General features: G+C 51.9%; 24 protein-coding genes and 1 other annotated feature. Of the genes, 12 read left to right on the top strand and 12 right to left on the bottom strand.

What is annotated here, in order from left to right; translation table 11 throughout:
• The first annotated feature begins 231 nt into the window (after window positions 1-231).
• Window positions 232-909 carry a cytochrome b/b6 domain-containing protein gene (locus AYI96_RS16425; protein ID WP_039034230.1) on the top strand — a complete coding sequence of 226 codons (678 nt, stop codon included), beginning with the start codon at window positions 232-234 and terminating at the stop codon, window positions 907-909.
• Window positions 910-970: 61 nt separating this feature from the next.
• Here AYI96_RS16425 and AYI96_RS16420 read toward each other — a convergent pair whose 3' ends face one another.
• Complete coding sequence (locus AYI96_RS16420; RefSeq protein WP_039034231.1) at window positions 971-1,423, bottom strand: c-type cytochrome; 453 nt, start codon at window positions 1,421-1,423, stop codon at window positions 971-973.
• Between the two features lie 197 nt (window positions 1,424-1,620).
• Here AYI96_RS16420 and trpR point away from each other — a divergent pair, with 197 nt between their 5' ends.
• A complete protein-coding gene (gene trpR, locus AYI96_RS16415; protein WP_039034232.1) occupies window positions 1,621-1,896 on the top strand; it encodes a trp operon repressor in 276 nt (91 codons plus the stop codon).
• A 1-nt stretch (window position 1,897) separates the two neighbouring features.
• On the opposite strand, the gene AYI96_RS16410 is transcribed toward trpR, so the two are convergent.
• The 3 genes from AYI96_RS16410 to AYI96_RS20605 form a co-directional block, all read right to left on the bottom strand.
• Window positions 1,898-2,278, bottom strand: a complete 381-nt coding sequence (locus tag AYI96_RS16410; protein ID WP_052248087.1) for a hypothetical protein — start codon at window positions 2,276-2,278, stop codon at window positions 1,898-1,900.
• 154 nt (window positions 2,279-2,432) lie between these two features.
• Entirely contained in the window at window positions 2,433-3,044 is a 612-nt protein-coding gene (gene slyD / locus AYI96_RS16405; protein WP_144362005.1) for a peptidylprolyl isomerase, read from the bottom strand.
• Between the two features lie 292 nt (window positions 3,045-3,336).
• Window positions 3,337-3,462, bottom strand: a complete 126-nt coding sequence (locus tag AYI96_RS20605) for a hypothetical protein (RefSeq protein ID WP_256213954.1) — start codon at window positions 3,460-3,462, stop codon at window positions 3,337-3,339.
• A gap of 78 nt (window positions 3,463-3,540) precedes the next feature.
• Window positions 3,541-3,661, top strand: a sequence feature (Thr leader region).
• A 34-nt stretch (window positions 3,662-3,695) separates the two neighbouring features.
• Here AYI96_RS20605 and thrA point away from each other — a divergent pair.
• Genes thrA through thrC form a run of 3 tightly spaced genes read left to right on the top strand, consistent with a single transcriptional unit; the run spans window position 3,696 to window position 8,448 of the window.
• Window positions 3,696-6,161: a bifunctional aspartate kinase/homoserine dehydrogenase I gene (thrA, locus tag AYI96_RS16400; RefSeq protein ID WP_039034234.1), complete on the top strand. Its 2,466-nt coding sequence runs from the start codon at window positions 3,696-3,698 to the stop codon at window positions 6,159-6,161.
• Window positions 6,158-7,117 carry a homoserine kinase gene (thrB, locus tag AYI96_RS16395; RefSeq protein WP_144362004.1) on the top strand — a complete coding sequence of 320 codons (960 nt, stop codon included), beginning with the start codon at window positions 6,158-6,160 and terminating at the stop codon, window positions 7,115-7,117. Before thrA ends, thrB begins: the two co-directional genes overlap by 4 nt.
• 38 nt (window positions 7,118-7,155) lie before the next feature.
• Window positions 7,156-8,448 carry a threonine synthase gene (gene thrC, locus AYI96_RS16390; RefSeq protein WP_071476820.1) on the top strand — a complete coding sequence of 431 codons (1,293 nt, stop codon included), beginning with the start codon at window positions 7,156-7,158 and terminating at the stop codon, window positions 8,446-8,448.
• Between the two features lie 141 nt (window positions 8,449-8,589).
• Here thrC and AYI96_RS16385 read toward each other — a convergent pair whose 3' ends face one another.
• Window positions 8,590-9,231, bottom strand: coding sequence for a trimeric intracellular cation channel family protein (locus AYI96_RS16385; RefSeq protein WP_039034237.1), 642 nt, complete (start codon window positions 9,229-9,231; stop codon window positions 8,590-8,592).
• Window positions 9,232-9,592: 361 nt separating this feature from the next.
• On the opposite strand from AYI96_RS16385, the gene ltaE reads away from it, so the two are divergent.
• A complete protein-coding gene (gene ltaE / locus AYI96_RS16380; protein WP_144362003.1) occupies window positions 9,593-10,609 on the top strand; it encodes a low-specificity L-threonine aldolase in 1,017 nt (338 codons plus the stop codon).
• Between the two features lie 166 nt (window positions 10,610-10,775).
• A complete protein-coding gene (locus AYI96_RS16375; protein ID WP_025009448.1) occupies window positions 10,776-11,144 on the top strand; it encodes an acyl-CoA thioesterase in 369 nt (122 codons plus the stop codon).
• Window positions 11,145-11,235: 91 nt separating this feature from the next.
• Here the strand turns inward: AYI96_RS16375 and AYI96_RS16370 are convergent, their stop codons facing one another.
• From AYI96_RS16370 to yegQ, 3 genes are all read right to left on the bottom strand, one after another.
• Window positions 11,236-11,433: a hypothetical protein gene (locus AYI96_RS16370; protein ID WP_373297519.1), complete on the bottom strand. Its 198-nt coding sequence runs from the start codon at window positions 11,431-11,433 to the stop codon at window positions 11,236-11,238.
• Window positions 11,434-11,443: 10 nt separating this feature from the next.
• Window positions 11,444-11,695, bottom strand: coding sequence for a YfhL family 4Fe-4S dicluster ferredoxin (locus AYI96_RS16365; RefSeq protein ID WP_028779037.1), 252 nt, complete (start codon window positions 11,693-11,695; stop codon window positions 11,444-11,446).
• Window positions 11,696-11,964: 269 nt separating this feature from the next.
• Entirely contained in the window at window positions 11,965-13,329 is a 1,365-nt protein-coding gene (gene yegQ, locus AYI96_RS16360) for a tRNA 5-hydroxyuridine modification protein YegQ (protein WP_039034240.1), read from the bottom strand.
• Between the two features lie 429 nt (window positions 13,330-13,758).
• On the opposite strand from yegQ, the gene AYI96_RS16355 reads away from it, so the two are divergent.
• Both AYI96_RS16355 and AYI96_RS16350 read left to right on the top strand, forming a co-directional pair.
• Window positions 13,759-14,601: an HDOD domain-containing protein gene (locus tag AYI96_RS16355; protein WP_039034241.1), complete on the top strand. Its 843-nt coding sequence runs from the start codon at window positions 13,759-13,761 to the stop codon at window positions 14,599-14,601.
• 47 nt (window positions 14,602-14,648) lie between these two features.
• Window positions 14,649-16,142 (top strand): putative bifunctional diguanylate cyclase/phosphodiesterase, encoded by a 1,494-nt coding sequence (locus AYI96_RS16350; protein WP_039034242.1) that lies wholly within the window; start codon window positions 14,649-14,651, stop codon window positions 16,140-16,142.
• An 11-nt stretch (window positions 16,143-16,153) separates the two neighbouring features.
• Here AYI96_RS16350 and AYI96_RS16345 read toward each other — a convergent pair whose 3' ends face one another.
• Together AYI96_RS16345 and AYI96_RS16340 are read right to left on the bottom strand one after the other, a co-directional pair.
• Window positions 16,154-16,579, bottom strand: coding sequence for a thioesterase family protein (locus AYI96_RS16345; protein ID WP_144362002.1), 426 nt, complete (start codon window positions 16,577-16,579; stop codon window positions 16,154-16,156).
• Between the two features lie 62 nt (window positions 16,580-16,641).
• Window positions 16,642-17,388 carry a substrate-binding periplasmic protein gene (locus AYI96_RS16340; RefSeq protein ID WP_052248088.1) on the bottom strand — a complete coding sequence of 249 codons (747 nt, stop codon included), beginning with the start codon at window positions 17,386-17,388 and terminating at the stop codon, window positions 16,642-16,644.
• A gap of 189 nt (window positions 17,389-17,577) precedes the next feature.
• On the opposite strand from AYI96_RS16340, the gene AYI96_RS16335 reads away from it, so the two are divergent.
• Window positions 17,578-18,003 carry an OsmC family protein gene (locus tag AYI96_RS16335; protein WP_039034245.1) on the top strand — a complete coding sequence of 142 codons (426 nt, stop codon included), beginning with the start codon at window positions 17,578-17,580 and terminating at the stop codon, window positions 18,001-18,003.
• A gap of 208 nt (window positions 18,004-18,211) precedes the next feature.
• Window positions 18,212-18,565 carry a DUF1428 domain-containing protein gene (locus tag AYI96_RS16330; RefSeq protein ID WP_144362001.1) on the top strand — a complete coding sequence of 118 codons (354 nt, stop codon included), beginning with the start codon at window positions 18,212-18,214 and terminating at the stop codon, window positions 18,563-18,565.
• Window positions 18,566-18,648: 83 nt separating this feature from the next.
• Here the strand turns inward: AYI96_RS16330 and AYI96_RS16325 are convergent, their stop codons facing one another.
• Window positions 18,649-21,768 carry a multidrug efflux RND transporter permease subunit gene (locus AYI96_RS16325; protein WP_144362000.1) on the bottom strand — a complete coding sequence of 1,040 codons (3,120 nt, stop codon included), beginning with the start codon at window positions 21,766-21,768 and terminating at the stop codon, window positions 18,649-18,651.
• Window positions 21,768-22,859, bottom strand: coding sequence for an efflux RND transporter periplasmic adaptor subunit (locus AYI96_RS16320; protein WP_144361999.1), 1,092 nt, complete (start codon window positions 22,857-22,859; stop codon window positions 21,768-21,770). Before AYI96_RS16320 ends, AYI96_RS16325 begins: the two co-directional genes overlap by 1 nt.
• 524 nt (window positions 22,860-23,383) lie before the next feature.
• Between AYI96_RS16320 and AYI96_RS16315 the strand changes: the two genes are divergently transcribed.
• Window positions 23,384-26,971: a PilC/PilY family type IV pilus protein gene (locus tag AYI96_RS16315; RefSeq protein ID WP_144361998.1), complete on the top strand. Its 3,588-nt coding sequence runs from the start codon at window positions 23,384-23,386 to the stop codon at window positions 26,969-26,971.
• Window positions 26,972-26,977: the final 6 nt, after the last annotated feature.

Below are 26,977 nucleotides of genomic sequence, written 5' to 3'. Positions count from 1 at the left end.
GCGAGTCAGAGAGCGTTTGTCACTTATTTGATCACTTAGACAAGTTTGGATTATTTTGCCCTGAAAAGTCTTGAACCCTGGTTGATAAAGGGCCATATTTGATGAGATCACTGAGTATCAGTCCTTTCCGATTGCCTCCTCCCGTCGCTTTAAATATCATCATGTGTATTATCTACAACTCTTTACCCTTATGCCGTTCGGGCCAAAACGGGTGATAACAGGAAGTACTTTATGAATAACAACGAAGTTAAAGTGAAGGTCTGGGATATACCTGTGCGGGTGTTTCATTGGGGCATGTTGCTGCTCTTGGGCGGGCTGTGGTGGAGTGCCGATCAGGGCGAGATGAGCTATCACCAGTTGTTCGCCTATAGTCTGATGATCTTGTTGGTGGTACGGCTTATTTGGGGCTTTATCGGCAGTGACACCGCCCGCTTCAGTCATTTTGTTCGCCATCCCCGTCAGGCATTGGATTATCTTGCCAAAATGCGGGCCAAGCAGGCTCCTCATTCTCTGGGGCATAATCCTCTAGGGGGTTATATGGTAATACTCTTGCTGACCATCATCAGTCTGCAACTGGTGTCGGGGTTATTTGCCACAGATGAGATATTTACCGAAGGACCCTTGGTTTCTTTTGTTAGCGGTGAAACTGCCAGTTGGTTTACCTGGCTACACAAGAAAAATTTTGATCTTTTATTGATCCTTGCCGGGATTCATGTGGCCGCCGTCTTGCTGCACCGCTTCAAAGGTGAAAAGCTGGTGGGGGCAATGTTCAGTGGCTATAAGCGCTTACCGGCTGCGGAAGCGCAGCAACCCAGGTTTGCCTCTTTGATACTGGCATTGGTGCTTTTATTGGTAGTCGCCGTGCCTGTGGTGCACTTTTTGATGATGCCCGTGATAGGTATGTTGTAAGCTTCCAAACAATAAAAAGCCTGCTTGATGCAGGCTTTTTTAATGTAATCAACGAAAGAGATTAGTCTTTCTTGTATACGTCGTGGCAGCCTTTGCAGCTCTTGCCAACGGCACCGAAGGCTTTTTTCAGCTCATTCTTGTCGCCGCCTTTGGCTGCAATAGCCAGGGCGTCGGCATTGGTTTGCAGTTCTTTGAACTTGGCTTCAAAGTCAGCCTTGTCGGCCCAAATCTTGGCCAGGGCTTCAGTATCACCTTTGTCTGAACCATCGATAAAGCCTTCCAGTGGCAGTTTCGCCAGGGCTGCCACATTGGCTGCACGCATAGCTGCAACATCGGCGTTAAAGTCTTTCTTGCCTTTGAGCATGGCACCGATATCACCGAAGTTATAGGCCATCAGGCTGAAACCAGACTGACGGTACTGGATGGCATCATCGCTGCTTTCAAAGTTGTGGGCCTGAACAGCTGTAGCGCTAAGCGCCGCGGTGGCGGCTAACATCAGTAAGTATTTTTTCATTATCATTCTCACAAGTTTGTGCGTTAATGTGACATTGCTTGGCTATTGTACACATTTTGTTTGACCTAGGGAGTAGACTTTTTCAGTTTACATGTAAAGTTTTGTCAGTAACTGGCTGCTAAAACACGACTTTTTTTCGCAAGAAAACAACGCTATACTGTGTTCACGTACCATTACGTGAACACGAAAGAGTTGCTATGCGCCCTGATTGGATATCAGTACTGGAGAAAGTACTGACTCACAATAATCCCGAAGATCTTAATTGCCTGTTTGAATTACTGCTGACCGATGATGAAAGACATGCCATCGCCGGCCGTTTGAAGGTGTTTCAGGTATTGCTTGAAGGTGAGATGAGTCAGCGGCAGATTGCGGCCGAGTTCGAGGTGAGCATAGCAACCATAACCCGTTGCTCCAATTATTTGAAGCATATGCCCGAAGCGCTTAGAGAAAAAATCCGCGCCTTGATCCTTTGAGTCACATCAGGGGTTGTCGCGGCAATTTGTGGCGGCGGTATAGATGGCGCTGATTCAAAATATAGCCGCCCCAGGCACAGATGAGCAGTCCTAATAGTTGATATACTTCCTGGTCGGCAAACCTTAACAGCAACATGCCCGACAACAGCCAGAGGAAAGGCAATCCTGCATACAGGGGGGCGGGCCAAACTCCTCCCCGTCGCAGGCGTTTGGGATCGCTGCGTCTGTGACTCGAACGCAGGTTGTAAATCCGGGCCGCAACCAATATGAGCAAAACTGATCCCAGGATCCCAAGTAAGGATTCGAGTAAATAGAGCGTCAGACTACCGGTTAAAAAATACAGATAGGGCAGGCTCTCATAGACCAATCTGGATAAGATCACGGGGCATTTCTTCGCATCCGGGAGTATCTATTAATTTTAGTCTAAAGCAGGGCACCAGGCCTTGTTTTTCCAAGTGCCATAAACAAAGAGTCCGGCATTGGCCGGACTCTCGATTGCAATCAGTAATATGTTTAGGCGTCAGTATGACTGGCTATCAACCTCGGCAGCCGCAACCACCGTTACCGTCACAACCTTCTTTCTTGGCGTCTTCTTCGGCATCTGAATTACAGCAGCCGCCGTGTTCGTGATCGTGACCGCCACAGCAACCGCCGTGATCGTGGCCGTGACCACCACAACCGCCATGGGCGTGGATATGGCCGTGAGAAATCTCTTCGGCTGTCGCTTCACGCACGTCCATCACTTCGACATTAAAGGTCAGTGATTGGCCTGCCAGAGGGTGGTTGCCATCAACGATAACACTGTTGTCCAGTACTTCGGTCACTTGTACCGGGCGCTGGCCCATTTCAGTTTCGGCGATGAAGCGCATACCAGGTACTATGTCCTGGATATCGCCAAAGGCTTCCAGAGGAACTTCCTGACGCAGACCATCATGGTATGGGCCATAGGCTTCCTCGGCATCTATGGTCACTTCCAGCGTATCGCCTTTGCTCTTGCCTTCCAGTGCTTTTTCAAGTCCCGGGATCAGGTTTTCCATACCGTGGAGGTAGACCATAGGATCTGCCTCAAAAGAACTTTCTATCAACTGACCCTTGGCGTCAGTCAGGCGGTAGTGAATGGTAACCGCGCTGTGTTGGGTGATTTGCATATCGCCTCCCGTTCAGAATGTGGCCGCATGATAACGTGCTTTTTCCGCGCTGGCGATATCCGAGCGTTGCTTATGCCAACTGTTGCACAGAGTTTTGCCACCAAGATGACATTTTGGGGCAGCTTGGCATTAGAAAAGCCATTATTGTTCAGGCGTCTTTTCTAAAATTTCTATTTGAGGATACTGACTTGAATCTTGGTGTGCTTGACTGCGCTTGCTTGGCTGATACTCAACTTTTAATCCAATACACTTTACGTCAAGGTTAAAGGTAATAAGGGAGTTTTGTTGATACTTATCCAGTTAAAAACAGACTTTGGTGAGACTTATTTAATGAGATTGGCATTTTATTAAAACTTTCATGAAAACGCCCCTTGACAAGCGCCACATAAAAAAGCAATCCTGTTTGCATTGCTGCCATTCCTGGGAGATTGACTCCTGAATGAACCGGCCTGAATAAAAGAGAACGAACGAGTATAGAAACCTAATGTATCAGCTAAGCTCAGTTGTAATTACCACCATTACAACCACCACCATTACCAGTGTGGGGGCGGGCTGACTATACCCTGAAGAATTGCAAACAAGAAGCCCGCTCCCATCCAGGAGCGGGCTTTTTTGTTTCCTGGGCGGGCGCGGTAATTAAAGGAGAGATAGATGAAAGTGATGAAGTTCGGCGGTACCTCGCTGGCAAACTGGCAAAGGTTTGAAATGGCAGCAGAAATTGTTCTGACCAGTGCCAGAGAAGAGCAAGTGGCCACAGTACTGTCGGCGCCGGCAACCGTAACCAACAATCTGTTGGCCATGGTCAATATGGTGTTGGCCAAGGGGGATGTTGACGAGGCCCTTGCCAAGGTGGCTGAGGTATTTGAAGCCTTGTATGCCGATGCATCTGTATCTCTCGCAGAGGAAGCCAGACAGCAGCTGAAGAAGGTATTGGCACAGCAACTGGCGAGTTGGCGCGCAAAATTGGCAGGAGTTCAGCTTCTCGGGGAGTGTCCTGACAGTGTGCGGGCCGAGATCCTGGTAGCCGGGGAGCGACTCTCGGCCGCCTTGATGGTTGAAGTGCTCAAAAATAAGGGAGTCAGCGCCGGTTTACTCGATCCGAGGGAATTATTCCTAGGTGTCGGTACACCCCTGGAGTCTGTGGTGGATATCGCCGTCAGTAAGCCCAGATTTGCGTTGCTCAAACTCGATGAGCAGAGAGTGTGGGTTATGCCCGGGTTTACCGCCGCCGGTGCCGATGGCAAGGTGGTGACTCTGGGACGCAATGGTTCGGATTATTCGGCCGCAGTTCTGGCAGCCTGTCTGGATGCCGACAGCTGCGAAATCTGGACAGATGTCGATGGGGTATACAATACCGACCCCCGGGTGGTTGCCGATGCCAAGCTGCTCTCTCAGCTCAGTTATCAGGAGGCAATGGAACTTTCCTATTTTGGCGCCAAGGTGCTGCACCCCAAGACCATTTCACCCATAGCCCAGTTCCAAATTCCTTGCTACATCAAAAACAGTTTCAACCCCCAGGCGCCGGGTACTCTGGTATCCAATCAGCCGGATCAGACCGGGCTGCAGGTCAAGGCGATCTCTAATCTGGACAACCAAACCATGTTCAACGTTTCAGGCCCGGGAATGAAAGGCATGGTGGGTATGGCGTCGCGTATTCTGGAGTCTATCGCCAGAGCCAAGGTTTCGGTATCACTAATCACTCAAAGCTCCAGTGAGTACAGCATTAGTTTCTGTGTGGCCACTTTGGATGCCCCCAGAGTCAAGTGGGCGCTGGAGCAGGAATTTGAACTAGAGCTCAAGAGTGAACTGTTGGAGCCGCTGGAGATGCGGGATCAACTGGCGATAGTATCCCTGATAGGTGACGGTATGCGTACCCACAAGGGCGTGGCCGCGCGCTTCTTTCAGGCTCTGGCTCAGGCCAGTGTCAATATCATTGCCATTGCCCAGGGCTCGTCCGAGCGCTCTATTTCTGCCGTGGTCGAGCAGCGCAAGACGCGTCATGCGGTGGCGGCCTGTCACCAGGGCTTTTTCGATGTGCAGCAGTATCTCGATGTCTTCCTGGTTGGTGCCGGTAACATAGGTGCTGGCTTGTTGGAGCAGATAAAACAGCAGGAAGCCATGCTCAAAGGGCAACATATCAGCATTCGGGTTTGTGCCATCGCCAACTCAGGCAAGATGTTGCTCGACGCCGCCGGTATCTCTCTGGCCGATTGGCAGTCAAGGCTCAACGACTCGTCCGTCGCTTTTGATCTGACACAGATGTTGGCCTGGGCCAAGGAGCAGCAGTTACTCAATCCCGTATTGCTGGATTGTACCTCTTCGGATGTCATTGCCGGCCGTTATCTGGATGTGATGAATGCCGGTTTACACGTGGTGACACCCAACAAGAAGGCCAATACCCGTGAGCTGGCTTTTTACCGCGCGCTGCGGCAAACCGCGCTGGCCCAGCGGCGTCAGTTCCTTTATGAAACCAATGTCGGCGCCGGTTTGCCGGTTATCGATAACCTGAAAAAGCTGCTGTTTGCCGGTGATAAGCTGCTGCGTTTCCAGGGGATACTTTCGGGTTCGCTGTCGTTTATCTTCGGTATGCTGGATGAGGGGATGAGTCTGTCACAGGCCACGGCCATTGCCCGGGAAAAATGCTTCACTGAGCCGGACCCCAGAGACGACCTCAATGGTATGGATGTGGCGCGCAAGGTGTTGATTTTGGCCCGGGAAGTGGGCTTGCCGCTGGAGCTGGATGATATTCAGGTGGAGTCTGTCTTGCCGGATGACTTCGATGCATCAGGCGATGTAGCCCAGTTTATGGCGGCTTTGCCACAGCTGGATGCCGCCGTTGCCGAACGAGTGGCTGCTGCCCATGCCAAGGGTAAACGCCTGCGTTATGTCGGCCAGATAGATGAATCAGGTTGCAGGGTGCGTATCGCCGAAGTGGCGGCTGATGATCCCCTGTTCAGCGTCAAAGGTGGTGAGAATGCGCTGGCTTTCTACAGCCGCTACTACCAGCCGATCCCCTTTGTGCTCAGAGGCTATGGCGCCGGTACTGAAGTGACGGCCGCCGGGGTGTTTGCCGACTTACTCAGAACCCTCAACTGGACTCGGGAGGTCAGCGCATGAGTCAGTTTATTCCCGCCAATGCCCCCGTGACTGTCTATGCGCCTGCCTCTATGGGAAATGTCGGTGTCGGCTTTGATTTGCTGGGCGCCGCACTGGCCCCCATTGATGGCAGTTTACTGGGGGATACAGTCACAGTGGGCCCTGCGCCATGCGGCGTTTCTCTGACTCAACTTGGCCCTTGGGCTCATAAGCTGCCGCAGGAGCCGCAGCAGAATATTGTCTATCGCTGCGCCGAGTTTTTCCTAGGTGAGGCCGGGATCAATCAAGGCGTTTCCTTGACCCTGTCCAAGAACCTGCCGGTAGGCAGCGGCCTTGGTTCCAGTGCCAGTTCAGTGGTGGCAGCGCTCTATGGTCTCAATGAATATTTCAGCCGTCCCTATGATGAGCAGGCCTTGCTGGCGTTGATGGGGCGTTTTGAAGGGGAGATCAGTGGCTCGGTGCACTATGACAACGTGGCGCCTTGCTATTTGGGTGGATTGCAACTGATGCTGGATTTGCCCGGGCGTATCTGTGAACCCTTGCCGGCCTTTGATTCTTGGTACTGGCTGGTGGCCTATCCCGGGATTTCATTGTCGACGGCGGCCATGCGCGCCTTGATGCCGAACCAATACGATAAGGGAACCTGCATAGAATTTGGTCGCAATCTCAGCGCCTTTGTTCATGCCTGTTACCGCCAGGATGAGGCACTGGCGCTGACTGTGTTGAAAGATGTGTTGGCTGAACCCTATCGAGCCGAGGCTATCCCCGGGTATCTGGCGGCGCGGCGCGGATTGTCTGAGCTGGGTATGTTGGCCACCGGGATTTCCGGCAGCGGCCCAACTCTGTTTTCCATCAGCGCTGATCTGGCCCGCGCCGAGCAGGCCAAACGCTACCTGGAACAACACTATTTAACCGAAGCGAGCGGCTTTGCCCACATCTGCCGCCTGGATATGCAAGGCACCCGGGTATTGTCCTGAAACGCATTTTCATCCAAAAAAGAATTTAAGGCATCAATATGGAACTCTATAACCTCAAGCACCCGGCACAGCGGGTAAGTTTTACTGAAGCGCTCAAGCTGGGTCTTGGCATGGACCGAGGGCTCTTTTTCCCAACCCGGATCCCGAAACTGGCAGATGTCGATGCCCTGTTGGCCCTGCCTTTTGTCGAGCGCAGCAAGCAGATACTCGGTGCCTGGCTCGCCGATGAATTGGGGCAGGACTGTGTCGACAAGCTGGTGGAGAAGGCGTTTAATTTCCCTCTGCCGCTGGTGCAGGTAGACGAACAGCGCAGTTGTCTGGAGCTGTTTCATGGGCCAACCTTGGCTTTCAAGGACTTCGGTGCCCGCTTTATGGCTCAGTGTCTCAATCAGCTTGGCGGCTCAGAGCCTCTGACTATCTTGACCGCTACCTCAGGGGATACAGGTGCGGCGGTGGCCGATGCCTTCTTTGGCCTGGATAAGGTGCGGGTGATGGTGCTCTATCCCAAAGGCAAGATAAGTGAGTTGCAAGAGAAGATGTTTGCCACTCTGGGCGGCAATATTCACACAGTTGCGGTCGAAGCTGACTTCGATGCCTGTCAGCATTTGGTCAAGCAGGCCTTTGAAGACAGTGATATTCGTGACGGTTTACACCTGAACTCGGCCAACTCCATCAACATCAGCCGCTTGCTGGCGCAGATCTGTTATTACTTTGAAGCGGTTGCCCAATATAGAAAGCAGCATCAATCGGCGCCGGTTGTCAGTGTTCCCAGTGGTAACTTCGGTAACCTGACCGCGGGTCTGCTGGCCAAAGCCATGGGATTGCCCATCAAGCGCTTTGTGGCGGCCACCAACAGCAATGATACTGTACCGCGCTATTTGAGTTTTGGTGATTGGGCACCGCGGCAGACCGTTGCGACCATGTCCAACGCCATGGATGTGTCCGAGCCGAGTAACTGGCCCAGAGTGGAAGCGATTTTTGCAGAGATGAAATGGCCACTGTCTGACTTGTCCGGCCTGGCGCTGTCCGAGGGGCAAACCCGTCAGGCCATGTTAGCGCTTGAGCAGACAGGTTATCTGGCCGAGCCCCATGCGGCGGTGGCTGCCGAGGCACTGCGCTTGTCATTGAAGGAGGAAGAGCAGGGGATCTTTCTGGCAACCGCGCATCCGGCCAAATTCAAGGATGTGGTCGACCGCGAGCTGAACACCAGTCTGCCACTGCCTCAGGCATTGCAAAGAGTGGCCGATAAGGCGTTGCTGTCGGCTGTTCTGCCGGCCGATTTTGATAGCCTTAAACAGCACATGTTTGCGGTTCTGGATGAGGAATTATAGTCTGGTTTTGGAAGCCAAGCAGGCCTCCAAAATTAACAGCTAGATGAAACATCTACAGCTGTAGGTTAATAAACACAGATCCAACTGATAAACAATACGTTGGATCTGTGTTTGGCTTGGCAGTGCCTACCAAGTGTATTATCAATCCGGATGTGGATCTGAGCCGGTTTGGTAGTCGAAGGTTGGCATGGCCCAGTGATACTTTATAGCCAGCATCCGCAAACTGAACCCTAGAGTGAGGCACAGGCTGAGATTTAGCCATTCTGTCAGTTGCCATTGCGATAAAAATACATAGAGCCCAGCCGTGATAATGGAGATCACAGCGTACAACTCTTTGCGGAATATAAGCGGCATCTGATTACAGAGAATATCGCGAATAATACCGCCAAAAACCCCGGTAATCACTCCCATCACCACAGCGACAACTGGGCTGAAGCCCAGCAGCAGGGTCTTTTGAGCTCCGACAATGGAAAACACTGCCAGGCCAAGAGCATCGATTGCCAGAAACAGCTTTGACAGGTAACGCATCACAGGGGCGATTATCACCGTCAGCAGTGAAGCAAAGCCGATAGCCACCAGATAATGCCAGTTTTCTACCCAGATTAACGGGTAGTTACCCAACAAGATGTCTCTGAGCGTGCCGCCGCCTATGGCGGTAGCACAACCTATAATTACCACGCCAAAGAGATCCATCTGTTTTTTACCCGCCGCCAAGGCACCGGTCATAGCTTCGGCCAGTACACCAATCAGCCAAAGTATGGCGATAAACTGAGCTTCTTGCATAATATTCGCATCAAAATAACAGAGGATCAGAATTCTGCCGGAAAACACCGCAGTTTAATAGTGATTTTATTTAAATATTTGGATTAGTTTTATTTATGTTTTATTTGAGTTGTTTGGATTCTTGTTTTGTAGTTTTATGATTTTAAATGGTTTTGTATTTTTTGTGCATGAGGATTGCTGATTGATTTTTATGTTTGTCTTGCTGTCGGTTTGTTTGGGTTTATTGTTGCTCCCAATTAGGTGAAAACTCCAGTTATTCCGCTTTGCGCTCCTGGTGCTGTACAGTCAAGCCGAGCAGCGCTAGAGTGTTTTGGCCTCATGTATCTTAATGTGGGGCAACTGGATGTGATATGGGGGATAGATGATAGATTTCAGAAGCGATACCGTGACTCAACCTACTGCTGCGATGCGTCAGGCCATGGCGGCCGCGCAGGTGGGCGATGATGTTTACGGCGATGATCCTACGGTAAATCGCCTCGAAGCTATGGCCGCCGAGATGTTCGGCTTTGACAGTGCCTTGTTTACCAGCTCGGGCACTCAGGCCAACCTGTTGGCACTCATGTCCCACTGCGAGCGGGGCGATGAATATCTGTGTGGTCAACAAGCCCACAATTACAAGTTTGAAGGCGGTGGTGCGGCCGTGTTAGGCAGTATTCAGCCTCAACCACTGAATAATCAGGCCGATGGCAGCATAGCGCTTGAAGATATTCGCGCTGCCATCAAACCCGATGATTTTCACTTTGCCCGCACCCGTCTATTAAGCCTGGAAAACACCATAGGCGGAAAGATATTGCCGCAGGAGTACCTGGCCAAGGCGCAGCAGCTGGCCTTCAATCACGGTTTGAAAATCCATCTCGATGGCGCCAGGGTGGCCAATGCGGCTGTGGCGCAGGGGTTGGAGATAGCCGATATAACCCAGTATTTCGACTCGGTATCCATCTGTCTATCCAAGGGGTTGGCGGCACCGGTTGGCTCTTTATTACTCGGGGATGAGCGGCTTATTCACAAGGCGCGTCGCTGGCGCAAGATGCTGGGTGGCGGAATGCGCCAGGCCGGGATCCTGGCTGCTGCCGCTGAGTTGGCCTTGACTGAGCAGGTGGTGCGCTTGGCGGAAGATCACGCCAATGCCAAGGCTTTGGCCGAAGGTTTGAGTCAGTTGGATGAGCTGGCACTGGATATGAGCCAGGTACAAACTAATATGGTGTTTGCCACTTTGGCCGATGAAGTGGATATTGAAGCTCTGGTCAAAGGCTTGTTGCAGGAAGGAGTGCGTATCAGCGGCGCTCGGCAACTACGCTTGGTGACGCACAAAGATATCAGCGCCGCCGATATCGACAAGACTCTGCAGGCCTTCAAGCGGGTGCTCAGTCAGGTTTGAGCATGGTCCATTACGGTGCAGCAGGAGTTATCCTGGTGCACCGTAATGGCATTTATGAGCATAAGTGTGTTGTAACTTATTGAATTATATTGATTGAATGTTTGGCGTCCAATTTGCTTTAGTTCAAGTGAGAATTCCAATCACAGGTGAATGCGAGGACGCAAACATGAAATACTACAGTCGGCGTTTGGTTAAACACGAACATCTCAACCCGGCGGGAGCCTTGTTCGGTGGACAGTTGATGAGCTGGATTGATGAGGAAGCCGCCATCTTCGCCGCATGCCAGATGAAGAGTGTCAGCCATGTGACCAAGCTTATCTCGGAAATCAACTTTATGACCCCGGCCAAGCTTGGGGATGTGATTGAGTTTGGCCTCGAGCTTATCAGCCTGGGACATACTTCCATCACTATTCGCTGCGAAGTGCGCAATAAATTGAATCTGGCGCCTATTGTCAGTATTGACAAGATGGTCTTCGTTAATGTGAATGAAGCCGGTTTGCCCGTGCCTCACGGTATGAGGGCCAATGCCGCCTGATAACTCTGATGTTTGAATGTGCTTGCCAACCGGGCAGAGCTTTGCCCTGTTGGCTGGCGAGAAAGGGCTTGAACTTCTTGGACGTGATGGCTCAGTCTTTTAATTCTTCCTTGACCGATTTGGCGGCATCACGGGAGGCGTGGCCGATTTCACGGGTCACATCCCGGGTGGTGTGGCCTATCTCCTTGGTCACGTCTCTGGTGGTGTGGCCTATGGTACGGCCGGTTTCCTTGAGCTCGGCACAGGCGCCAAGACTGAGTAATGCAGCAATAAGCAGTAATGTTTTCATCATTTTATCCTTATAGCTTGCCGGTCAGTTGAGCGTATTTTACCAGCAATTCGTCTTGGGTTTCCTGATGTTCGGGATCCTTGTCGATACAGTCTATAGGGCAAACAGAAACACAGGTTGGGTTGTCGTAGTGGCCAACACATTCGGTGCAGCGCGCCGGATCTATCTCATAGATCTCTTCCCCCATAGTAATGGCTTGGTTGGGGCACTCGGGCTCACACATGTCGCAGTTAATGCAGCTGTCATCAATGATTAAGGCCATTGCCTTGTATTACCTCGGAATTACTTATCCTGCCGAGCAGGTTTTCGGTCAACGCTTGGCGCACAAAACAGTAGCAGGTGCAGCCCAAACTAAGTCATAGCACAGATTTTATCACAGGGGGAGCACCTCTGTCGGCAGCACTATTATTGATAACCAATACGCATGACTACAACGGGATTGTTATAGAGCACTATGACTTGCGTAAAACGAAAGACTGCCTGAAGGCAGCCTTTCGTGTAAGGTTGGGAATATACTCAGGAAGACAGGACTCACTTGGTTGCGGCGTGGGGATTGCGGGTGTCCATCCCCTCCGGCAAGTTACGCAGCAAGATGGCTGAGTCCAGTTCCAAATCGGCCGGTACCGGCATGTAGACGGTATGGCCCGAACCTAAACCTGCCTCAATGGCTTCACCCTTACGGTTTTGCAAGCTTTCCAATATCAGGTTGATGTTGCCCTGCGGCGTCATCATCTCCAGGCTGTCACCCAGCAAAAACTTGTTCTTCACTTCGATTTCGGCCAGGCCTTCGGCGTTACGCTTACCGGTAAACTCACCGACAAACTGCTGGTTGTCACTGATAGAGTGGCCGTATTCATAGTTCTGGTACTCATCGTGAACGTGACGCCGCAGGAAGCCCTCGGTGTAGCCTCTGTGGGCCAAGCCTTCCAAGCGATTCATTAAGCTGCGGTCGAAGTCTTTTCCGGCTGCGGCATCGTCTATGGCCTGACGGTAAAGCTGCGCCGTGCGGGCCACGTAGTAGAAGGACTTGGTGCGGCCTTCAATCTTCAATGAATCCACGCCGATACGGCTCAGGCGCTCCACATGCTGAATGGCGCGCAGATCTTTGGAGTTCATTATGTAGGTGCCGTGCTCGTCTTCGAAGGCCGGCATATATTCGCCGGGACGGTTGGCTTCCTGCAGCAGGAAAATCTGATCGCTGCTAGGGCCCTGGCCCAAAGTCGGCTGCTCTATCTGCACCGGGTTGACTGCGACTATGTCGCCGGTTTCATTTTCCTTGGCCTCGTGGGCATCATACTTCCAGCGGCAAGCATTGGTGCAGGTGCCTTGGTTGGGATCGCGCTTATTGATATAGCCGGACAACAGGCAACGGCCGGAATAGGCCATACACAGTGCGCCGTGAACAAACACTTCCAGCTCTATGTCCGGGCAACGCTGACGGATCTCTTCAATTTCATCCAGTGATAGCTCGCGGGAGAGGATCACGCGCTTGATCCCCTGAGACTGCCAGAATTTAACCGAGGCCCAGTTGATGGCGTTGGCCTGTACTGAAAGGTGTACAACCTGTTCGGGAAAGGCTTCACGAACCATCATGATGAGACCGGGATCTGACATGATGAGGGCATCCGGCTGCATAGCAACCACTGGCTCCATATCCTTGATATAGGTCTTGAGCTTGGCATTGTGGGGAGCGATATTGCTGACCACATAGAGTTTTTTACCCAGAGCATGGGCTTCCTGAATGCCTGTAGCCAGATTTTCCATCTTAAAGTCGTTGTTACGTACCCTTAAGCTGTATCTGGGTTGGCCCGCATATACGGCGTCTGCACCATAGGCAAAGGCATAACGCATATTTTTCAGGGTCCCGGCGGGAGACAGAAGCTCTGGTTTAAACATAATTTACTCTCAATTAACGGCAGTCCGGCGGTTGCGCGACTTGGCAGCAGGGGCGGCATTTTACTTAATAAAAGTGGGGCTATGCAAACATCGCAAGATAAGTGTTTTAGTAAAGGATGTTGATTATAGCATTTCGGAGCAGCAGTTCATCTCGCCGGGGAATATCTGCTAAGGGTATTTTATTCTATAAATCAATATTCCCCCCACAGCGTCGTCGGCCTGGTGATACTCTCCGCCACTGTTTGGCACAAATCCTAGAGATAACTTATTACCTAAATAAATTAGTATTAATCTGTGACCTACTGTCGATTTCAGGTGTTGGCTTTAAACGAATTGATATCATTTGACGCTTTTTTACGCTCGCGGCCACCTGGGTTACTGATATACTGAGTCACAGTATTTGAACAGTTTTTTTACATTGGAGAGTGCATGTCTACCGAACATCAACTCTTGGTTGGTTTGTTGCGGAAACTCAAGAACGATACCCTGGTGCTGCCAACCTTGCCGGAAGTAGCCATGCGGGTGCAGGAAGTCGTCAGTCGTCCCGATTCAAGCTTGAGGGAAGTTGCCGATATCATAGGTCAGGATGCCGCCATATCGGCGCGTATGATCAAGGTAGCCAACAGTGCTTTCTACAGCCGGGGGATCCCGGCGGAAAACATCAACAGCGCGGTGACCCGTATAGGTTTGGCGCAGATAAAATCTATCGCTACCTCTATCGCCATGGAGCAGTTGTTTATCTCCACCAACGAGATGGTGTGGGAGGTCATGGACGAAGTGTGGCGCACTTCAATAGATGTTACTGCTGCGGCCGGAGCCATGTTACTTATCTATAACAAGACCCATCCGGGTAGCGGCCTGAATTATGATACTTTGACCCTGGCCGGGTTGGTGCACAATATCGGTGCCTTGCCGGTACTGACCGAGGCCGAGGCTCACCCAGAGCTTTTTGGCAGTATAGATCAGCTAAGAGCTTTGGTGCGCAAGATGCAAGGGCCGATAGGGAGAGCGGTACTCAAGAGCTGGGACTTTGCCCCGGATGTGATGGAAGTGGTCGAACGTTGGGCTGATCTGCCCTATCTGCCGGATCATGTGACTTACCTGGATTTTATTCGCTCGGCGGCTTTTTATACCGGTGAGTTACGAGCCGGCGCCGAGCTTGAACAGCGTTTGGAAGTCTTTGTCGACAGAGGCTTACCCGTCAGTGCCGAACTACTTGGCTGTGATGAGTTTTTGGACAAATATCACTCAATCAAGCAAAGCTATGAGTAAAAGTTAAAATAATTCATTTCGATCATTAACGGGAGAATACCGCTTTGATGATAGGCCCATGGTTGCTTTCTATCGCGTTAATTACTGTGTTTATTCTCCTTTTGTGGCGCCGCCAGCGTCAAAAAGAGCGGCGTTTTATCAAACAGCTCGGCAAACAACTCGACAATCAGATAAAAGCCCGCGCGCCACTCGATCTCCCTTGGGTGCCGGTCGCTTTTTATGATTTGGTTAATAGCCTGGAAAAGTTGCTGCAGGCGCTTCCGCCACCTGTGGGGAAAGATAAACTCACAGGCCTTGCCAATCGGGTAGGGCTCAAGCGCAGCGTGACCGCTTTGATGCCGCTGCAGCAGGGGACTATGGTGCTGCTGGACATCTACCGTTTCCGTTACGTCAACGACCTGTTTGGCTTTGCCTTTGGCGATCAACTGCTCAAGCAGATGGCAGATCGCCTGCTGGGGTTGCAACATGCGCCCAGGTTATTGGCGCGAATGAATGAAGATGAGTTTTTGCTGTACTTTGAGCAACAACAGACAGAGGAGGATCTTCATCGGTTGCGGGGACGGTTACAGGTTCCTTTTGATATTAAAGGTACGCCTTTGAGCCTCCGCATCCAGATGGGCTATCTGGATTTGCATGCGCATCATACCGATCTCAGCTTGATGTTGCGCCGCCTGGATCTGGCGCTGAAAAAAGCCCGTAATAGCCGTGATCTGCTGGCCGGTTATCAGACGGGTGAAGACAGCATTCAAATGCGCGAGCTGGAGATCATCAATAGTCTACCCAAAGCGTTGAAAACCGGTCAGTTGTATCTTGTTTATCAGGCCAAAGAAGAAGTGAGCAGCGGCCTTTGCCGCCAGGTCGAAGCGCTTATTCGCTGGGAACATCCTAAATTCGGCGCCATTTCTCCAGCCGAGTTTATTCCGTTGGCCGAGTATTCCGGCATGATAGGCCTGGTGAGTCATTGGGCGCTTGAGCAAGTGATGTTACAGCAGCGTAAGTGGCGCAGTGGCGGCTTTAAAGTACGAATTGCACTTAACCTATCGGCGCAGGATCTCAACAATGGCTGTATGTTGCAGGAGATTGAACGCCAATTGCAAGAATACCAGTTGCCGGGTGATGTGCTGGCGCTTGAGATCACCGAGAGCAGCTTGATGGCCGACCTTGAGCAGGCGATTAAAATTTTACAACGTTTGCGGCAACTGGATATTCGTCTGGCGATAGATGATTTTGGTACCGGGCACTCGTCATTGGCCTATTTGAAGAATCTGCCGGTAGATGAAGTTAAGATCGATAAGGCGTTCAATGAAGAGCTGCTCAGTAACAGTAATGCCAAGCATATAATGCGCGCCAGTATCCAGATGGCCAAGTCATTGGGTTTTGAGGTTACAGTTGAGGGGGTTGAGTCGATGGCGCTGAAACAGGTGCTAATTTCTATGGGGGCCGACCAACTACAGGGAGATATTATCGCCAAACCCAAAACGGCGCCGGAATTGGAATACTGGTACGCTAAACACAGCATTCATGCCAAGACCGCAGGCTGAGTTCAAAGGAATTAAATCTGTTGTAGTTGAGCGCCCAATTGTTCAAGCAGCGTTGCCGACATGGGGCAAAGTTGGCGCTGACTATTCATGCATACCATTTCCACTCTGCCGTTGACTGCAGCTCTGACAGCGTTTTCACGCCAGATCTCTTGCTCCCACACGGTGCGATATTTGCTTTCGAAGGCAAAACGGGTGCGGATATCCAGGATATCGGCAAACTCGACTCCCTCCTGACAAATAAGCTCGGAGCGATAAACGGCAAAGCCCACTCCCTCAGATTGCCACAGGCGTTTTAATTCGTTGGCACCTATGACTTGCTCGCGGGCGCGTTCGAAATATTTCAGAAAATTGGGGTGATACACCACGCCGGAAAAGTCCGTATCTTCGTAGTAGATCTGCAATTGAAAATGAAACCAAGGGCTGAAGCTGAGTTGCATGCGGATACCTGTGGTAGATTCGTGCCCGGCAGTTTAACACTGTGATAGGCAAAGATGAGCACTCAGAAGCGACCATTGTTGATTATTTGCTGATATTGACCGCTTTGTTTCATCTGTCGCAACCCTTTATCCAATGCCTTGGCCAACGCAGGTGAATCGGCGTCCTGCAGTGAGAATGCCAGGAATATTCGGCTCTGATGGTTGGGAAATGCCGGCAGGATCTCCTCTTTCACCCCCATACGTTTGATAACGCCTTCGGCTACCTTGTCGAACATAATGGCGGCATCGATACGATTGAGCAGCAAGAGATTGAGCAGTTGCTCCTGACTGGCAACCTGTACCAGTTGCAACTGTTTGCTCAGCTCGGAAAACTCATCGCCATATTCATAACCCTTGATAACCCCAACGACACTCCCCCTCGGAAGTTGCCATTTGTTTTTGGCACTCAGTGGCCGGTTTTTGTTGTAGTAGAAGGAGGCGTTGGCAATAAACAATGGCTCTTCACCGAACAAAAAAGCCGCCTCAGTACTGCGCTCACGAGTCACATTGAACACTCCTTGAACCTGTCCCTTTCGGGCCATCATCAAGGCTCTGGAGTAGGGCACCACCAAGCTTTCCACTTGGATATGTTCAATAGAAAAAGCCGCGGCTATCAGTTGGTGAGATAAGCCTTGCCCGGTTCTGTCGGCGAAAGGGGGCCAACTGTCTTCGGCGGCGAGTAAGACTTTATTCTGAGGGGTTGCCCTGGTTGACTCGGTAGGTAATATGCAAAGAAAACAAATTAATACAGTTATTATTCCAGATCTCATTCTCGTCCTTGGGTTGAGCGGCCCGGTTATAAAGACTAAAAATAGTACCTGAGTCTTAGTCTTTTCGATAGTCTCAGCGAGACAAGTTTTTGAGTTGTGAGCTTGGCGACATTTACGTTATACGGGTTTGCATTACAATAATCATTAGATTAATCTCATTAAAAATTTTCTAATGGATGAGGTAGTACCATGCCAGAAAAGATCATTGAACTCGAAACCAAAATGGGCAAAGGCTGGAAAGTGACGGCGCAGGTGCGTGAGCATACCTTGGTCATTGACCAAGCTTCCGCCGGTAACGAAGGAGCCAATCCGCTGGAGACCTTCCTGTTTTCTCTGGGCGGCTGTATTTCTGCTATTGCCAGAATGGTAGCCAGAGAGCAGAAAATCGATCTCCGGGGAATGAATATCAAGGTGCGTGGCGAGATGAATTCCGACGGGTTGCTTGGGAAACCCAGTGAGGATCCTGTTGGGTTTCGCCGTATTACCCTGGATGCCGATATCGATGCCGACTTGACGGCAGAACAAAAGCAGCAGTTTCTCGATACTGTCTGCCATCGTTGTCCCGTGCATGACAACCTGTTGAGCGCTTCCAGAGTAGAGCATCAAAGCGTCTGAGGCCTGAAGCTTCAATTGCTCTTGGCTTGAGCACAGCCAATCCTGACCAAGCCCGGGCTAAATAAAATAAAGCGCTGAACCAGGCCTGCTGCGTGAATACTGACAGGCTGACAGATAACCACTGACTCAGACGGCAAAATGCCGTTGCGCCTCCTACACTTGCAAGGGAAGATGCAAGTTCAGGGAGAACAGAGCAAAGGAGGCGAAAATGAGTTATATCGATGTGATGGTCGCTCCGGTTCCAACGGCCAAGAAGCAGCAGTATCTTGAGCATGCACGCAAGGCGGCGGGGCTGTTTAAGTCTCAGGGCGCTTTGGAGCTGGTAGAATGCTGGGGGGATGATGTCCCGGAAGGTAAGCTTACTTCCATGCCTATGGCGGTAAAGCGCCAGGATGACGAGACTGTGGTGGTTTCCTGGATCGTTTGGCCGGACAAGGCTACGCGCGATAGAGGCATGCAGTTCATCATGACAGATCCTTCCGTTCCCGAGACTCTCGGTGATATGCCGTTCGATGGCAAGAGAATGATCTGGGGCGGCTTTGAGATGCTGCTCAAGGAGTAGTTTTTCTTTGACGCCTCAATAAAACAAGGGATGCCGTTTGGCATCCCTTGTTTTATTGAGGCTCCTTATTGACCCAGACAGAATCAATCTGAACCTGAGCCTATGTTTATCTGCGCCTGCTGCCGGGCGATAGCGGCATTGAGCCTGTCTTTGACATGGCCGGGCGACTTGGTGTTATAGGACAAGAGTCGATACATGGCCGGGATCACCAACAGGGTGACAAAGGTCGCAAACGCCATACCGAAGAACACCACAGTACCCACTGCAATACGGCTCTCAGAGCCGGCACCGGTGGAGAAGATAAGGGGAATCGCGCCGACAATCGCGGTGAAGGAGGTCATCAGGATCGGCCGCAAACGCCGCGCCGAGGCATCGATAACCGCCTGTTCGAAGGCCAGTCCCTTGTCTCGCAGTTGGTTGGCAAATTCGACTATCAGAATACCGTTCTTGGTTACCATGCCTATCAACATGATCATCCCTATCTGGCTATAGAGGTTGAGTCCTTGTTGTGTCAGCCACAGACCAAGGAAGCCGCCGAATACCCCCATAGGGACGGTCAACATCACCACCAGTGGGTTGATAAAGCTTTCGAACTGAGCCGCCAGTACCAGATAAACCACCAAGAGGGCCAAACCGAATACCAGCAGCATGCTGCTCTGGTTTTCCTTGAAGTCTTTCGACTCACCTGTGTAGCTGATACTGATATCACCGGGCAGGGATTCAATCGCCTTGGCGTCGAGGAAATCCAGTGCTTCCCCCAGAGTGGCGCCATCCATGAGGTTAGCCTTGATGGTGATGGATTTTTGTTTATTGGTATGGCTCAGTCGCTGCGGCGAGGCGACTTCTTCGATATGCGCCAGGCTGTCGAGGGTAACCAGCTCGCCCTTGCTGGTACGCATATAGATCTGACTGAGGTCGCTCATGTTGCTGAACTGTTTTTCATCTCCGCGCACGTAGACATCATACTCTTCACCTCTGTCCACATAGGTGGTTTGTTTGCGGCCGCCGAGCATCACTTCCAGGGTTTCCGAAACATCGGCAACACTGACACCAAGCTCTGCCGCCCTTTGTCTGTCAACCGTGACCAGAAGCTCAGGGGTGGTTTCGGCATAATCCAGATCGGCGCCGCGCATCAGGCCACTGCTGTTGGCCTCCTGTTGCAGCAGCTGTGCCCATTTGAACAGCTCTTTATAGTCGGATCCGCCGATAACAAACTGCACCGGCTCACTGGAGCGGCCACGGAAGCCGGGTAACATGGGCCGCACCATCACATCGGGAATATCTTTCAATACCTGGGCTATCATCACCAGCGCCTGATCGGCGTTGATATCCCTGTCTTTCCAATCCTCGAGCTGCATGATCACAAAACCTGTCTGATCACCGGCGCGGCCACCAAAGGCCGGCGCCTGCACACTGAAGGACTTGAGCACGCCCTGGCCCAGCAGCGGCATCAGCCTATCCTGTACTATGTCCATGTTGGCTGTCATGCGGTTATAGCTGGTGCCTTCGGCGCCTTTGATAAAGGCGAAGATCACCCCGCGGTCTTCCTGTGGCGCCAGCTGTGCAGGGATATGGTTTACCAGCAAGGCACTGCCGCCGATACAGGCGAGGATCACCAAGGGCGCCGCAACCTTGTGACGTATGGCAATGGCCACCATGGCGCGATACTTAAGCTCGAGCGCGGCAAAGAAGCGATTCAAGGCGCGGTTGAAGGCGTTGGGTTTGACATTGGCCTTGAGCAACTGGCTGCTAAGCACAGGTGTCAGTGTCAGCGCGACCAGGGATGAGAACAGTACAGACACCGCCAGCAGCACGGAAAACTCGGTGAACAGCAAGCCGACCATGCCTTCCATAAAGGAGATGGGCAAAAATACCATCACCAATACCGCCGTGGTGGCAATAACGGCAAAGCCCACTTCGCGGGTGCCCTTGTAGGCGGCCAGCAGCGGCTCTTCCCCGCGCTCTATGTGGTGAAAGATATTCTCTACCACCACAATGGCGTCATCCACCACCAGGCCAATGGCCAGGATCAGTGCCATCAGGGTCAGCAGGTTGATGGAAAAGCCCAAGAAGTAGGCGGCCATAAAGGCCGAGATCAGCGAGACCGGCACAGTCACAGCAGGAATAAGCGTTGCCCGCAGCTGGCCGATGAAAATATACAGCACCAGCAGTACCAGCGCCGCCGTGATATAGAGGGTGTAATACACCTCGTCTATGGCCTGATCGATAAACACGGTCGAGTCGTAGTCCACATACAGCTCGGTACCGGCCGGCAGAAACTTTTGCAGTGCGTCCACCTGCTTGTAGACATCTTTGGCGACATCCAGCGGGTTGGCATCCGATTGCGGTACTATCCCCAGGCTGAGGTTGACTATGCCGTTGCTCTTGAAGGTGGAGTTCTCATTCTCGGCGCCGACAAACACTTCGGCCACATCCTTGAGATAAACCGGCGAGCCGTTTGCGCTGCTGACCTGCAGATAGTCGAACTGTTCAGGACTCAGATAGAGGCGGGCGGTGCGCACCGTCATCACTGTGGTGTCGTTACGCAGCTCGCCGCCGGGGGATTCCATATTCTCCGCCTTCAGGGCTGCAAGGATATCCTGCACAGTGACATTGCGACCGGCCATCTGCTCAGGCTTGAGGCGCACATACATCACCTTGTAGAGGCCACCTGAGATATCCACCGAGCTGACCCCCGTGATCAGGTTGAACTTGTCTTCCAGCACCCGGCGGGAATAGTCGGTGAGCTGGGTACGATCCATCTCGCTGGAGCTCAAGTTGACATAGATGGAGGGCTCGCCCGAGCCGTTGTCTTTGGAGACTATCGGATCGTTGGCCTCTTCCGGCAGCCTGCGCTGCGCCCGGGCCACCGCATCACGGACATCGCTCACCCCTTCGGTGAGGTTCCAGCCCAATTTGAAGGTTACAGTGATCCGCGACATGCCGTTGCGGCTCACCGAGGTGATTTCATCGATACCGCTGATGCCTGTCAGCTCATCCTCAAGGTTTTTGGTGACCTGACTCTCCATGATAGAGGCGCTGGCCCCTTCATAGGTGGTCATCACAGTGACGACCGGGCTCTCCACATCCGGCATTTCCCGCACCGACAGCTTGCTGAAAGACACCAGACCAAAGACACACAAAAGCAGGCTCAGCACTATGGCACTGATCGGCCGTTTGACCGAGACATCGGATAACAACATCAGTGAAGCTCCCCGGTCTGCTGTACTGCTTCGGCGGTCAAGGGTTTGACGCTGGCGCCATCACGAATATTCACCAGCCCCTGCACCACAATGCGATCTCCCAGGCTGACGCCATCTGTGATCAGCACCAGATGTTCGACCCGGGCGCCCAGATGCACTTCGGTGCGGTGGGCTATGTTGTTTTCATCTATGCGATAGACATAGCGCTTGGTGCCGGAATACTCCAACGCCTGCACCGGCACTACCGCCTGGTGCAGTGGTGGGAAGGTCAGGGTGGCCGACAGCATCATGCCCGGTCTCAAGCGTTTGTTTGGGTTGTTGAATTCTACCCGCACCCTGACATTGAGGGTATCCGGGTTGACTCTGGGATCTATGGCAACCACCTTGCCCTGAAATAGTTGGCCGTTCCAGGCACTGCTGCTGCCTTGAACCTGCATGCCGACACTCAGTTGCGACAGATAAGACTCGGGTACCTGCAGATCGAGCCGCAACAAGCTCAGATCATCGAGACTCAAGAGTTCGGTTCCCTGGCTCACCAGCTTGCCCTTACTGAAATCCACCAGGCCCACTGTACCGGAAAAGGGAGCCCGCAGATGATGGTAGGAAAGTTCGGCCCTGGCCGAGGCCAGTCTGGCTTCGGCGATGCTGACGCTGGCGCGTTGGGCATCAATTTCTGTCTGGGTAATGGCGTTGCGGCCGATCAGTTTTTCATATTCGCCCAACTTACGCCGCTCATCGGCCAGATAAGATTCGGCTTCCATCACCGCCGCTTTGGCCTTGGATTCTTCCAAAACCAGCAAGAGATCACCCGCCTTCACCTCTTGATTGGAGCGCACCGCGATAGCGTCTATCTTGCCGGCGACTTGAGGCGCTATGGTGACCGAGCGTTCAGCTTCCAGCTTGCCGATCAGAGTCAGGGATTGCGCCAGGGATTGCTCTGTGACTGTGGCGGTAATTACGGGAACGGCGGCTTTGCCCATCCCCATGCCTGAGCCGGGCTTTTTGACGGTATTTTCTGCCGTTGGAGTTAATAGGAGATAGGTGGCCACACAAAGGCCAAGGACCAGGAGTCCGATATAAGGTTTTTTCATTGTGTCCCATCTGATGCCGTTAGAGATCCGCTAGGATCTGATTGCCGCCTATTTTACGGGAGCCTCGAGCATAAAACTGGTAAATCAGTGTAAAAAAGCGCAAATTCCGGTGCGAAAATGTGACTGAAAAACTTATCTTGGAAATGTTTGTCATCAGTCGAACAAAGCAAGGTGCGAACAAGTCCCATGTGTGCTCTGCGTCGACTTACAGGCATGGATGTAAGGCGTGGTTCGCAGCAAATGGTCTAGTCCTTCGCAAGAAGCATTCCCTAAGTAAGTACATAAAGTGACCTTAATAGATGAGTCAGATATTTGGCTAAGGTCAATATTGTTTGTTTTTTATGAGGTTTGGTCGACACATTTTGATGATAATGTGAATAAATCTATTTATTTGTTGTTTGCTTGTTTTTTGCCGTGGTAAATAGAAGGCTAAAGAGATAAAAGCCTTATTTTACAGTCTAGTGTGTTGTTTGTCTCTCATCGAAAAGTGGAATAAACACAGGGTGAAATACAAGCTGGTTACCATGAACAAGCAAATATTTATCAGTCCTTATTGGCGTTTTGACGGCAAACAATTCTTAACCTTACTGCTTTCCTGTATTGGCAGTTTTATATTGGTCAGCCCGTTATTGGCCGATGACACAGAGCTCTATGTTTACGAGTCTTCATCGCGTACAGGTGCTCGACCGCAAATGCTGATTATTTTCGATAACTCCGTCAGTATGGGTAATTATGTATACGATGTGGATGAGAGTTATTTCCCCGGCGCAGGTGGTGGCGCCCTTGAGCCCAAGAAAGAGTTTATTTATTTCACCAAAGGAGCACCGGATTCCGATAATATGCCGGTTCCGGGTAAGCAGGATAAAACCTGGCGTTTTCTGCGCAGCAATAACGGCTGTCAAACCTCCTGGGAGTATCTGAATAAATATGGAATTTATACCGGGTTTGTTCGTGAGTACAGTTTCTCCGGGCAAAATGGCACCTGGAAAGAGTTGCCGGAAAATAATGGCGCCAATATCACTCTGGTAGATTGTTTGGAGGATATTCAGGATGAGCGTTATGGCAATGCGGCTGGGATACCCGATGGTTTGCCGCTGGATAGCGTCGGTAACCGCAATCAGGTGATCAGCTACACCCAGGTCAGCAATCGTTCGACCGAAGCGCAGAAGAAGGCGGCCAAGGACGCTGCAGGGCGTACAGGTTTTGGCACTGGCCGCGTGGTAACCCTCTATACAGAAGATTATTTGCGCTGGCATCACAGTGATAAGAAAAAGGTCACCAAGACACGTTTGCAACTGGCTCAGGAAGCGATTCAGAACGTGATTGTGACAACTCCCGGGGTAGATTTGGGTCTGGCCATTTTCAACTTAAACCATGATAGGGAAGGCATGCGCGATGGTGGGCGGATTATCTCCGGGATTAAACCGCAGAGTGCCGACAGTAAGATAGCGCTTATTAAAAGCGTCAATGATATTACCTTCGCCCAGAATACACCCTTGTGTGAAACTCTCTATGAAGCCTATCGATACTTTAGTGGCCAAGGGGTGTATTTCGGTGATAATGATAGTGATTACACTTATTACCGGCGTGATGAATGGGGAAGGCTCAGAGTCGTAGGTTATTATGATTCCGCCAATACCCCGCAGCAGGATATGAGCATTATCAAGAACGGCATTTATGAGTCGCCGTTCAAAAAGTGTCAGAACCAAGCCTATATAGTCTATATCACAGACGGTGAGCCGACGTTGGACAAGGCCGCCGACGGCTTGGTGCAGAGTATGACCGGGGGCAAGGATGCTTATGTGAGCAGTAATCGTCGCCGAAGTTATCTCAGTGCCCTGAGCAGTTGGATGGCCCGTAATGACGTTAACCCCAATATGGCCGGCAAACAGACGGTCAATACTTTTACCATAGGTTTCAGTGAGGGGGCGGCCAGGGCGGAAGCCTTATTGAGAAAGACTGCTGAAAAAGGCGGCGGCCGTTACTTCGATGCCCAGAATGCCAGCAAGCTGCAGTCGGCAATTCAGTTGGTGGTCAATCAAATTCTGGAAAAGAATGCCAGTTTCACCTCGCCCTCAGTGGCCAGCAATAACTTCAACAAGGTACAGACCTTTGACTCTGTGTATTACTCCATGTTCCTGCCCAACAAGGGCCCCCGTTGGCGTGGCAATCTCAAGAAATTCAGGGTGACAGGCACAGGGGATGTGGTAGACAAAAACGGCAATCCGGCCATTGCCGACAATGGCAATATCAATACTTCGGCCTGCTCTTTCTGGAGTTCTCAGGCCGTTTGCAACGCCGGTGGTGATGGCGACGATGTTACCAAAGGTGGGGTGGCCGAGGCCCTCTATAACCAACAGCAGCGCACTTTCTACGGCAATTTTGCTGCCAAAGGTGGTTTGTCGCCCCTGACCAAGGTCGCGGCCAGCAGTTACGCCGGCGGCGAGGCCAAGCTGGCGCAGCATATGGGAGTAGATAAAAGCCAACTGCAGGATCTGTTCGACTGGGTTATCGGCAAGGATATTGACGATGACAACCAGAATAACAGCCACAGCGATAAGCGCCGTGACCTTCTTGGCGACCCCTTGCATTCCAAACCTTTGGCGATAGATTTCGGTTCGTCCGCAAAGAACCCGGATATCCGTATTCTGCTGGGCAGTAACCACGGCATGCTGCATATGTTTCAGGACAAAGGGGACTCGGTCAATGAGAGCTGGGCCTTTATGCCCTGGGAGTTTTTACCCAATCTGGCAACGCTCAGGGCCAACGTACCTTCCGGCGTGCATTCGGTTTATGGTTTTGATGGCTCACCCGCAGCTTATATCAAGCGCAGCGGCAACAAGATGGAGAAGGCCTGGGTATTTATGGGGCTGCGGCGTGGCGGCCGTGGTTACTACGCCATGGATGTGACCAATCCGGATAAGCCTAGTCTGATGTGGCATATCAGCGCAGACTCGGCCGGCATGAGTGAGTTGGGGCAAAGCTGGGCCAAGCCTGTGGTGACCACCATTCCAGGTCAGGGTGACAAGCCGGTACTCATCTTTGGAGCAGGGTACTCTCCGGCCAAGGATACTCTTGAGGTCGGTGGCGCCGATAGCCAGGGCCGCGGGGTGTTCATTCTGGATGCCGAAACCGGCAAGTTACTGCACAGATTTGGCCCCGGCGGTGATACGCCAATGCCGGGGCTGAGGGACAGCATTCCCAATTCGGTCGCGATTCTTGACAGCAATGGTGATGGCGTTACTGACCGTATCTATGCCACAGATACCGGGGCCAATGTTTGGCGGCTGGATATGGCCGGTGCCGACAGCAAACAATGGAGTGCCTTCAAGTTTGCTTCTCTTGGCGGCAGCACAGAAAATACCGACAGGCGCTTCTTTGCCGCCCCTGTGGTGGCGCAAACCATGTTTGGCAATCTGAGCGAGAACCGTGTCACGGTCAATGGCCAGTCAAAGATGGTGATTTCGGCGCAGCAAGTCCCTTACGATGCCGTGGTGGTCGGCTCCGGACTCAGGCCATCTCCATCGAACACCAGTCGCTCGGACATGTTCTTTGTTCTGCAGGACAGAAATCCCCTCAGTCAGAGTTTCAAGGGCAAGGCAGTGCCTCAGGCACTGACGTTGGCGGATCTTTACGATGTGACTGCCAAGGCGCCGGCTTCAGAGAAAGAACATATTGCTTTTGGCCGCAAGCGCGGTTGGTATTACGACTTTACCCGCAATGGTGAAAAAAGCCTTGCCGATGCCAGTATCATTAAAGGGCGGGTTTTCTTTACCTCCTATGTGCCCGGCTCGCAGACCTCCAGCAACCAGTGTTTGGTTGCAGGGCAGGGCTACCTCTATGGCTTTGATCTGCACAAGGGCACCCGCAGTTACACAAAAACCTATCTGGAGATGGGAGAGAGTGTCCCGGATACACCGCAGTTGGTTGTGCCGCCCAATATCAGCAGTGATGGTACTGTGGCCGATAGCTATATGTATTTGATAGGCATTGGCAATGCCGGCGAAAAGATGGAGAAGGTGATGCCGGATCCCGGCTGCCCACCCGGCGATCACAAGTGTGTCGGCGGCGGCCCGTCTACCAACAAGATTTATTACTATCAGGCCAATTGAGGAGCG

Origin of the sequence: Shewanella sp. MSW (assembly GCF_007636515.1) — a bacterium.
GTDB lineage: Bacteria > Pseudomonadota > Gammaproteobacteria > Enterobacterales > Shewanellaceae > Shewanella > Shewanella indica.
This window is presented reverse-complemented; position numbering and strand designations above follow the sequence as displayed.

Coding starts and splice junctions, on each gene's coding strand:
- AYI96_RS16355 (WP_039034241.1), top strand. CDS start 13,759: ATGTCTACCGAACATCAACTCTTGGTTGGTTTGTTGCGGAAACTCAAG.
- AYI96_RS16345 (WP_144362002.1), bottom strand. CDS start 16,579: ATGCAACTCAGCTTCAGCCCTTGGTTTCATTTTCAATTGCAGATCTAC.
- AYI96_RS16350 (WP_039034242.1), top strand. CDS start 14,649: ATGATAGGCCCATGGTTGCTTTCTATCGCGTTAATTACTGTGTTTATT.
- AYI96_RS16425 (WP_039034230.1), top strand. CDS start 232: ATGAATAACAACGAAGTTAAAGTGAAGGTCTGGGATATACCTGTGCGG.
- thrB (WP_144362004.1), top strand. CDS start 6,158: ATGAGTCAGTTTATTCCCGCCAATGCCCCCGTGACTGTCTATGCGCCT.
- AYI96_RS16365 (WP_028779037.1), bottom strand. CDS start 11,695: ATGGCCTTAATCATTGATGACAGCTGCATTAACTGCGACATGTGTGAG.
- AYI96_RS16375 (WP_025009448.1), top strand. CDS start 10,776: ATGAAATACTACAGTCGGCGTTTGGTTAAACACGAACATCTCAACCCG.
- AYI96_RS16325 (WP_144362000.1), bottom strand. CDS start 21,768: ATGTTGTTATCCGATGTCTCGGTCAAACGGCCGATCAGTGCCATAGTG.
- AYI96_RS16330 (WP_144362001.1), top strand. CDS start 18,212: ATGAGTTATATCGATGTGATGGTCGCTCCGGTTCCAACGGCCAAGAAG.
- AYI96_RS20605 (WP_256213954.1), bottom strand. CDS start 3,462: ATGGCAGCAATGCAAACAGGATTGCTTTTTTATGTGGCGCTTGTCAAG.
- AYI96_RS16320 (WP_144361999.1), bottom strand. CDS start 22,859: ATGAAAAAACCTTATATCGGACTCCTGGTCCTTGGCCTTTGTGTGGCC.
- trpR (WP_039034232.1), top strand. CDS start 1,621: ATGCGCCCTGATTGGATATCAGTACTGGAGAAAGTACTGACTCACAAT.
- AYI96_RS16370 (WP_373297519.1), bottom strand. CDS start 11,433: ATGAAAACATTACTGCTTATTGCTGCATTACTCAGTCTTGGCGCCTGT.
- ltaE (WP_144362003.1), top strand. CDS start 9,593: ATGATAGATTTCAGAAGCGATACCGTGACTCAACCTACTGCTGCGATG.
- yegQ (WP_039034240.1), bottom strand. CDS start 13,329: ATGTTTAAACCAGAGCTTCTGTCTCCCGCCGGGACCCTGAAAAATATG.
- AYI96_RS16385 (WP_039034237.1), bottom strand. CDS start 9,231: ATGCAAGAAGCTCAGTTTATCGCCATACTTTGGCTGATTGGTGTACTG.
- AYI96_RS16315 (WP_144361998.1), top strand. CDS start 23,384: ATGAACAAGCAAATATTTATCAGTCCTTATTGGCGTTTTGACGGCAAA.
- AYI96_RS16335 (WP_039034245.1), top strand. CDS start 17,578: ATGCCAGAAAAGATCATTGAACTCGAAACCAAAATGGGCAAAGGCTGG.
- thrA (WP_039034234.1), top strand. CDS start 3,696: ATGAAAGTGATGAAGTTCGGCGGTACCTCGCTGGCAAACTGGCAAAGG.
- AYI96_RS16340 (WP_052248088.1), bottom strand. CDS start 17,388: ATGAGATCTGGAATAATAACTGTATTAATTTGTTTTCTTTGCATATTA.
- AYI96_RS16420 (WP_039034231.1), bottom strand. CDS start 1,423: ATGAAAAAATACTTACTGATGTTAGCCGCCACCGCGGCGCTTAGCGCT.
- thrC (WP_071476820.1), top strand. CDS start 7,156: ATGGAACTCTATAACCTCAAGCACCCGGCACAGCGGGTAAGTTTTACT.
- slyD (WP_144362005.1), bottom strand. CDS start 3,044: ATGCAAATCACCCAACACAGCGCGGTTACCATTCACTACCGCCTGACT.